The following is an 8,608-nucleotide window of genomic DNA, read 5'->3' as shown; positions in this document are numbered from 1 at the left end:
GTCGGCGACACGACGGCTCGTCAGGGCGGGCGTCCGGCGCAGTTGTTCCGTCTGGGTGACGTCACCTTGCTAAACCCGCCGATGCTGCGCCCGAACTAGCCCGTGCAGGCCGCTGACCTCGGCTGACGGCAGGTCAGCTCGGTCACGCATATTCAGCTGCTGTGCGCCCCCATGCGGGTGATTTCCGGAACCGCGAGCGTGTCAGCCCGTCCGGCTCGTCGCCCGCGCCCGACGATCGAAGGGAGGTCGGCTCAACCGGGCAGCAGCGAATATCCAGGAGGCGCCAGGCGTGATCGAAGCCATCGACCTGACGGTACGGCGACGTGGCCGCACAGTTCTCGACGCGGTGAGTTTCGATGTGCGCCCCGGGCAAGTGACCGGAGTGCTCGGCGGCACCGGGGCTGGAAAGACGGTGTTGCTGCGCCGGATGGTGGAGCTCGAGCGCGGACGCGGCGAGACGCTGTTCGACGGGCGCCCGTATCGCGCGCTGCGCCGACCGATGCGAGAGGTCGGGCTGCTGCTCGATCCGGCGATCGGCGACCCGGACCGGACGGTCCGTGGCCACCTGCGGCTCGCGCTGGCAACGGACCGAGGCGCTGCGCGCGAGGGCGTCCTCGCCAGCGCGCGGCAGTCCGCCGGCGCCGGTGCGGTCGCGAATCGGTACGGCCCCGGCGACGGATCCAGGTCAGTCGACAGCGTGCATGCGGTCGGCGCGCGGGCTGGCCTCGGTCGCGCGAGTGCTGATGCCAGTGTGCGGAACGCCTCGGGCCGGACTGCGAGCGCGGACCGCCTCGGCATCGACGTGGAGGAAGACGCCGAATTCGCAGAAGCTCTCGGCGTTTACAGCGCTCACGGTAGGGCCGACGAGTCTGATGCCGATGCGATCGGAATCGGTGCACGCCGGTCAGGGCGTCCGCATGGCGGCGCCGAGGGCGGAGACGGATTCCGTCGTCGCCGGTGGCTTCGGTTCGGCCGCAGGTCGCTTCACGACGAGGGCGACCTCGCCGCCGGGATCGAGTGCGCCGAAAACGGGTGCGAGGCTCGTCACGACGAGAGCGACTTCGAGCAGCGGAACGATGCCGCTCGGCGCGGTCGCGGCGGCCTTGATGAGAGCGACCTGGCTGACCGAATCGAACGCACCCGGCGCGGGCGACCTGCCGACCGGATCGACGCCGTCCTCGACATCGTCGGGCTCACCGAGCAGAGTCGCACGCGGCTGTCCGACCTGACCGAGGGCATGGCCACCAGGCTGGGCATCGCCGTCGCGCTGCTGGGCGACCCGAAGACCCTGCTGTTGGACTGCCCTGACCGCGGCCTGGAGCCGGAAGGCGTGGCGTGGCTCGGCGCCCTGCTGCGAGCCTTCACCGCGCAGGGTCGCGCGGCGCTGGTCACCGGCTCGGACACGGAGACGCTGATCGGGATGGTCGACCGGGTGCTGCTGCTCGACTCCGGCTACCTGGTCGGCACGCGGACCGCGGAGGAGGTACTGCGCGCGCCCACCGGCGCGTCCGTCGTCGTGCGGTCGCCGCAGATCGTCCGGTTCGCGGCGATCCTCGCCGAGGCCGGGGCGCGCAGCACGCAGGGCGAGGGCGCGTGCCTTGAGGTGCGCGGGCTCGACCGCGCACGCGTCGGCGACCTCGCGTACCGGCACAGCATCCCGGTCCACGAGCTGTCGGACCGCTTCACGGGCTCGGATCCAGGAGACCTGGTGCTGGCGGCATGCACGGGCAGGCGGGCAAGGCCCGTGGTGCCGATCCAGGGCTTCCCCGACGGAAAGCGAGTCGTAAGCGTGCCGACGCCGGTCAGCGTCGGGACCACCACCGCTCCGTTGTCGGGCGTGAGGGCGTGGGGTGCCAAGGGCCTGCGACCGGCGCGTGTGGATGCTGCGGGGACAGGCGCGCCAGTTGCGAGGACGGCTACTCCGGTGGCGAGGACAGGGACGCCGGTTTCGAACGTCAGGGTGATGAACGTCGGTGACGTCGATGCGCTGGACGAACCCAGCGTCAGGCTGATCACGGTCGTGCCCGAACCGGCGGTTGGGGACGGTTCGCCTGGCCCGGTAGGGGACGGCGAATTGGTGGCCGGTGCAGGGGTGGACACAGCTTCGGCGGGTGCTGACGCGAACGCCGGTGCAGGGGCGAATGCTTCTATCCGTGCGGCAGGTGCGGAGGATGGAGCACCGGTGACGCGTGCTGGTGCTGGCGTTGGGGCGGGTGCTCCTGTGCCGGTGGACTCAGTTTCGGCGGGGGCGGGTGAACCTGCGGCGGTGGATGGAGCTTTGGCGGGCGCGGGAGTGGGGTCTGACGCACCAACAGATACCGAATCTCCTGGCGAGCAGGCCTCGAATTCCGACGTGGGGGAGGAGGCGCACTGATGAGCTGGCTGAGGTCGTTACTCGCAACCGCTTCGGGTCTTGTCGGCGCGCTGAAATACGAGCTCGTGCGGCTCGGAAACTTTCGCTCGCTTCGCGGCGCGGCGTTCTTCGCCTTCCTCGGGTCGGCGATTCTGACGCTTCCGGCCGCGCGGCACATGGTCGGGCTCGCACATCCAGTGCCGCCTGGGCCGCCGGTGCCGACTCCGAGCTTGTCGCTGCTGTCGCTGGCCTCATCGGCTAGCGTCCCTTCGGCTTCTGGCTGGTCGACCGCGCTCCTGCATCAGTACTCGCCGATGCACGGTGGCGGCGGGTGGGTCGTCAACGGCGGCGTCGTTGGGATGGTGCTGCCGGGTGCCGTTGCCGCCTGCATCGCGGCATGGCTCGGCGCCACTTCGATCGGCTACGAGTACCGCTACGGCGGCGGTTTGCTCACCTTCGCCTTGCTGCCGCGACGCGTTTCCGTGCTCGTCGCAAAGGCCGTAGTCGCGGCATTTGTCGGCGCCCTGCTTTGCCTCGGCGCCACGGTGGTCTCCTACTGGACCGCTCGGCTCGGGTTCAAGGTTTCCGGCGTCGAGGTCGCCTTGCCCTCGCAGCTCATGCTGGCCGGTTGGCGCCCGCTCGCTCTGGCAGCGCTCTGCGGCGCCTTGGGCGTCGTGGGTGGCGCTGTGCTGCGCTTGCGGTTGCTCGCAACGGCCGTTGCGCTCGCCGGCGGTGCGCTGATCGCTGTGTTCCTGCCTCGCTCGACGAGTCTTGCGATGCCTTATGTCGCCGAGGCTGCGCAGCGCGCTGTGCGGCTTACGCCGGGCATCACCGATACGGCCGCACTGGGTCTCTTGCTCGCACTTCCGCTTAGCGTGCTGATGCTGTCGGGGGTGCTTGCCGTACGGCGGCGTCGTGTGGTCTGACTGGATCGGCTGACTGCGTGGTCTGACCTGTGGTCCTGTCGCGCAGTTAAGTACCATGATTCACTCGACTGAGTGCATTCCGTGACAATCATGAGTAAATGGTCGCCGCGGCCCTTAAGCCGACTGCCGGGAACGCCGACCAGTTCAGCATGAACACCGTCTCCTCAGTCACCTCCGCGACCCTTCCGGCCCATCCCGGCGGCGTGGCCGCTGCGGCCCAGGGCCAGACCGGCGAGGCGCAGGTCTACCCGTATGGCCTGGCGCAGGGCGCTGCCGTCTTCCCACGGGCGGCCGCTCAGCGCGGCCGGGGCCTGCACGGCCAACTCGTCCAGCAGCTCGGCCAGATGATCGTGGCCGGCGAGCTCGGCGCGGACCGCCCGCTGGTTCCCGAGGAGATCGGCCAGCGCTTCGAGGTCTCCCGGACGGTCGTGCGCGAGTCGCTGCGCGTGCTCGAAGCCAAGGGCCTGGTCTCGGCCCGCCCGAACGTGGGCACTCGGATCCGGCCGGTGCACGAGTGGAACCTGCTCGACCCAGACGTGATCGAATGGCGGGCGCTCGGCCCCTTCCGTGCCGACCAGGCCCGGGAGCTGGCCGAACTGCGCCAGGCCTTTGAGCCGCTGGCCGCGCACCTGGTCGCCGCACAGGCCTCCCGGCTGCCCGAGATCGCCCGGACCCGGATGATGGAGCTCTCCGAGCTGCTGTCCGAGGCCGCGGCGGATGGCGACACGATGGCGTACCAGCGCGCTGACGCCGAACTGCACGCACTGCTGCTGCGCGCGACCGACAACCGGATGCTCGAGCACCTCGCCTCCGTCGTGTACGGCGCTCTGGAAATCACCGGCGTGCGGCCGCTCAGCTGTGTTCCCGGTTCAGGTGTCGGCGACGACCAGCACGCGGCTCTGGTCGACCGGCTGCTCGCGGGCGACGGTTCGGGCGCGGCGGAAGTGCTGAGCGGTCTGCTGAGCCGGGGAACGGGTGCGCAGGCGACAGCGCACGTACCGGCGCAGCGTGATCACTGAGTGCAGTGGGATCGCAGTGGGATCACTGAACTGCTGACTGCTGACTGCTGACTGCTGGCTGCGCACGCTGGCCGCTGGTCGGGAGGCGTGCGGCGCGGTGGGGAGTGGCGAGCGCGGGGACCAGCAGGGCGCGGGGAGGCGTGTGGCCGGGGACCGGCCTGGCGCGATGCGGTTGTAGTGGAGCGGTTTGCAGTGGGGCAGTGAAGTTGGGCGAGTCCGGATAGGCAGTACAACGGGGCCAGTCGTCGGGAAGTGGTCGTTCGGTTCGGTGCGGCCACTTCCCGATGCACAATCGGGCGCGATGCGTGCGGCGACGCTTTGTCTCAGGCATCGCTTTGTCCGCAGGCATACTGAGGCCGCGTCAATACGTATCCGGTAGCTGACAGACAGTTGCGCCGTCTCGGCTGGTGACGCGCGCGTGTGCGCTCAGATTCCGCTGGGTAAGCCGACCGCATCCGGCTCACATGATCGGCCGGTGTGTTCAATGTCTCGCCCGTTGTGGAGAGTGGTCGCCCCGCTACGGCGAGCGCGCTGGAATGTCCATCTTCGCGGTGGTCTGGACCTGCTGACGCTGTCGGCCCGCTCGCCGGGATCGGGAGAATCCTGGCTCAATCACTCCCTGTAGACGGGTGGTGACGGCTAAGCTCGATCCGGTGAGACGACGCCGGGTGCGAACCGGCGACCGCCCGTACGGCGGCGGACGGCAGTCCGTCGTCTCGTCGCGAACGGTTAGGGGACGGGAAGCGAGCTGTGGCCCGAGACGCCATCCGGCAGCAGAGCCCTGCCGCGCACGAGACCGGTTCCGACTCGGCGCTGCTGCGCGCGCTGCTGCACGACGGATCGGTCGCCTTCGCCTGTTACGGCGCGGACGGCCGCTACCGCCAGGTCAGCCGCGCGCTCGCGGAGATCAACGGGCTCAGCGTCGAGGAGCACCTCGGCCGGCTGCCCAGCGAGATCCTGCCCGGCGAGCTGGGGGAGCAGGTCGAGGAGTCGGTGGCCCGGGTGGTGGCCACGGGCAAGACCTGGCGCGAGCCCGAACAGCGCTGGGAGGCCGCCTCCTGGGCCCCGGCGCCGCGCGGACCGGGCGTCCGCGTCCTTAGAACACACTGGTCCCCGGTGCACGACCCGGCCGGGGAGATCACTGGAGCTCTCGCGATCGTGCACGACGTAACCGACCGGCACCGCATCGCCGAACTGCTGGGCTCGACCCAGTGGCGGATCGGCAAGCTGCAGACCGTCGCCAGGGAACTGGCCGGCGCGCTGACCATCGGCGAGGTGCGCGCGGCCGTGGCGAAGCTGGGCCAGGTGACCGGAGCCGCGCATGTCGAACTGCGGCTGCTCGACCCGATCGGCCGCTCGCCGTGGCCGCAGACTCGCACCGTGCGTCCGGTACCGGCGCAGCGCTTGGCACAGGCAGCGGACGACGAGCGTTGGGAGCGGCGTACCGCATCGTGGCCGCCGCTGCTCACGGCCGCTGTGCGCGCGGGTCAGCCCTGCTACTTCGCGGATCGCGCCGGGGTGCGCGCGGTGTTCCCCGAAGCAGTCGAGTGGGAGGACTCGCTCGAGGAGGAGCAGTCCTGGGCGGTATTGCCGCTGACCACCGCCGCCGGCCCGGTCGGCGGCCTCTACCTCGTGTACGAGTCCGCGCGCACCTTCGACGAGGACGACCAGGCCTATCTCCAGGCGCTGGCCGGGCAGTGCACCATGGCGGTCGCCCGGGCGCGCATGCACGAGCGCGAACATCGCCAGGTCGTCTCGCTCCAGGACGCGCTGCTGCCCAAGCGGCTGCCCGATCTGCCTGGCATCGACGCGGCCTTCCGGTACATCCCCGGCTCGCTGGACACCGAGGTCGGCGGCGACTGGTACGACCTGTTCGGCTTCCAGGACGGCCGGCTCGGCATGGTCGTCGGCGACGTGATCGGTAAGGGCGTCACCGCTGCGGCGGGCATGGGGCGGGTGCGCGCGGCGTTGCGCGCGCTGGCGTACAGCGACCCTTCGCCGCGTGCGGTGCTCACGGGGCTCGACCGACTCTTCGACGCCACCGAGAACGCCGAGTCGCTGACCACTGTCGTGTACGCGGTGTACGACCCGGCCTCGGGCAGCCTGGTGATGTCTGACGCGGGCCACCTGCCGCTGCTGGTGATCACCGCCGAGGGCGACGTGCGCTTCGTGGACGCGACACCGGAGGCCACGCCGCTCGGCTGGAGCGAGGAGCGGGTCGAACACCGGCTCTCGCTGCGGCCCGGCGACATCGTGATCGGCTTCTCCGACGGCCTGGTCGAAACCCGCGTCGACTCGCTCGACCGCGGGCTCGCGCGGCTGCGCGCGGCGGCCCTTTCCGCGCCGGACACCGCACTCGAACCGCTGCTCGACCACCTCGTCGAGACCATGCTGCGCGAGCACGAGCAGGATGACGACGTGACGCTGCTCGCCGTGCGCGTGCGGGTGTAATCCGTCATCGCATCGTGGCTGGAAGGTTGCTTGAAAACTGAACTGCTGGTCGAGGCCGCGCTCTAGCGCAAACAGGCTGCTTGAGGGGTCGGCTGCGCCGCGAACATGAAGCCCAGCTTGAAGAAGAGCGCAGTCTCGCGAGGTGGTGTGCGCGCGCCTTCGGGGCGCTGCTAGACTGATTGATCGAGTGCGTGACCTGCGTTTGCGAAGCGGTGTACAGCGGCTTGATCAAAGCCGCGACCGGGAATGATCCACGCCAGGCACGGCTGTGCGGCTGTCGGCCCGTCGGCTCTGGGGACGGGAATACGGCGCCGCTGCATCGTGCTGTCATACAAGTGTGACAGTTTCGGAATTGCTGTTACCTCATACGACGTATCGAGTTCCGCCGCATAGTAACCATGCCAGGTCTTTTAGTTAGCGCTTCTGTGAGCACCTTTCCGAAGGGTACGTGAGTGTCGGCCCCTATCTCGCTTTCCGCGTCTGCCGCTTCCAACGCGTCCGGCGCACCATCGACGACAGAGGACGCGCCCGCCACGCCGGTTGCTTCCGCCGTACAGGCTCTGCTCGAACGCGCCGAGGGGGCCGCGGTTTCGAGCGACGACGTCCGGCGCGCGTGCGAGCAGGCCAAGGTCCCGGTCAGCCAGGCCAAGTCGGTGCTGCGCGCACTGCTGGAGCAGGGCGTGACCGTCGCCGTGGTCGGCGAGGGCGCCGCTTCCCTGAACAAGCCGCGCAAGCGGGCGGTCGCGGCCGCGTCCACCGGACGTGCCACGGCGACCGTGCGCAAGACCGCCGAGCCCGCGCCCGCCGCCCCCTCCGCCCCGAAGTCGGCCCCGGCGCCCGAGGCCGCCGCCGTGGCCGCAGACGGCGACCCGAGCGCCGCCAAGCCGGCCGCCAAGGCCGCCCCGGCGAAGAAGTCCGCCCCTGAGAAGGCCGCCGCCCAGGGCGCGGCCAAGAAGAGCACCGACGACGCCGACGGCGGCGCGCCGGCCGCCAAGAAGACGGCCGGGAAGAAGGCAGCGCCGGCGAAGGCCGCCGCGGCCAAGTCCGGAGACGACGAGGACGAGTCGCTCGACGAGGAGCTCGACGGCGACCTCGACCTCGAGCTCGACGGCGACGAGGCGCTCGTCGACGACGCCGAGCTGGAAGCCGGTGCGGACGCGGAGGCCGAACCGGACGCCGAGGCCGAGCCGGAGGCGGAGACCGACGAGGCCGAGCCGGCCGCAGAGGGCGCCCCCGCCACCGAGGAGGACGAGGGCTTCGTCCTGTCCGACGACGACGAGGACGACGCCCCGGCGCAGCAGGTGGCCTCGGCCGGGGCCACCGCGGACCCGGTCAAGGACTACCTCAAGCAGATCGGCAAGGTCCCGCTGCTCAACGCCGAGCAGGAGGTGGAGCTGGCCAAGCGGATCGAGGCCGGCCTGTTCGCCGAGGAGAAGCTCAACTCCGGCGAGAAGATGGACCCCCGGTTCAAGCACGAGCTGGAGATCATCGCCGAGGACGGCCGCCGGGCCAAGAACCACCTGCTCGAGGCCAACCTGCGGCTGGTGGTGTCGCTGGCCAAGCGGTACACCGGCCGCGGCATGCTCTTCCTGGACCTGATCCAGGAGGGCAACCTGGGCCTGATCCGCGCGGTGGAGAAGTTCGACTACACCAAGGGCTACAAGTTCTCCACGTACGCGACCTGGTGGATCCGCCAGGCCATCACCCGCGCGATGGCCGACCAGGCCCGCACCATCCGCATCCCGGTGCACATGGTCGAGGTCATCAACAAGCTCGCCCGCGTGCAGCGCCAGATGCTCCAGGACCTGGGCCGCGAGCCCACCCCGGAGGAGCTGGCCAAGGAGCTCGACATGACCCCG

At 70.3% G+C, this 8,608-nt stretch carries 5 protein-coding genes and 1 pseudogene; all 6 read left to right on the top strand.

What is annotated here, in order from left to right; all coding sequences use genetic code 11:
* Positions 1-99: pseudogene (locus tag VFB40_RS28670) on the top strand (DNA hydrolase); the annotation flags it as partial.
* A gap of 190 nt (positions 100-289) precedes the next feature.
* Positions 290-2,374: a DUF8746 domain-containing protein gene (locus tag VFB40_RS23825; RefSeq protein ID WP_324854344.1), complete on the top strand. Its 2,085-nt coding sequence runs from the start codon at positions 290-292 to the stop codon at positions 2,372-2,374.
* A complete protein-coding gene (locus VFB40_RS23820; RefSeq protein ID WP_324854342.1) occupies positions 2,374-3,279 on the top strand; it encodes a hypothetical protein in 906 nt (301 codons plus the stop codon). The genes VFB40_RS23825 and VFB40_RS23820 overlap by 1 nt, the downstream gene beginning before the upstream one ends.
* Positions 3,280-3,377: 98 nt before the next feature.
* The gene (locus VFB40_RS23815; RefSeq protein ID WP_324854340.1) at positions 3,378-4,298 is read left to right on the top strand and encodes a FadR/GntR family transcriptional regulator; all 921 of its coding nucleotides are present in this window, start codon (positions 3,378-3,380) and stop codon (positions 4,296-4,298) included.
* Between the two features lie 750 nt (positions 4,299-5,048).
* Positions 5,049-6,749, top strand: coding sequence for a SpoIIE family protein phosphatase (locus VFB40_RS23810; RefSeq protein ID WP_324854338.1), 1,701 nt, complete (start codon positions 5,049-5,051; stop codon positions 6,747-6,749).
* Positions 6,750-7,201: 452 nt separating this feature from the next.
* Positions 7,202-8,608, top strand: a 1,407-nt coding sequence (locus VFB40_RS23805; RefSeq protein WP_324854337.1) for an RNA polymerase sigma factor, incomplete at its 3' end; no start/stop codon positions are given.

It is taken from the genome of Actinocrinis sp., from assembly GCF_035650855.1.
Lineage (GTDB): Bacteria > Actinomycetota > Actinomycetes > Streptomycetales > Catenulisporaceae > Actinocrinis.
The sequence above is the reverse complement of the archived record's forward strand: the minus strand, read 5'-3'. Positions and strand labels throughout refer to the sequence as shown.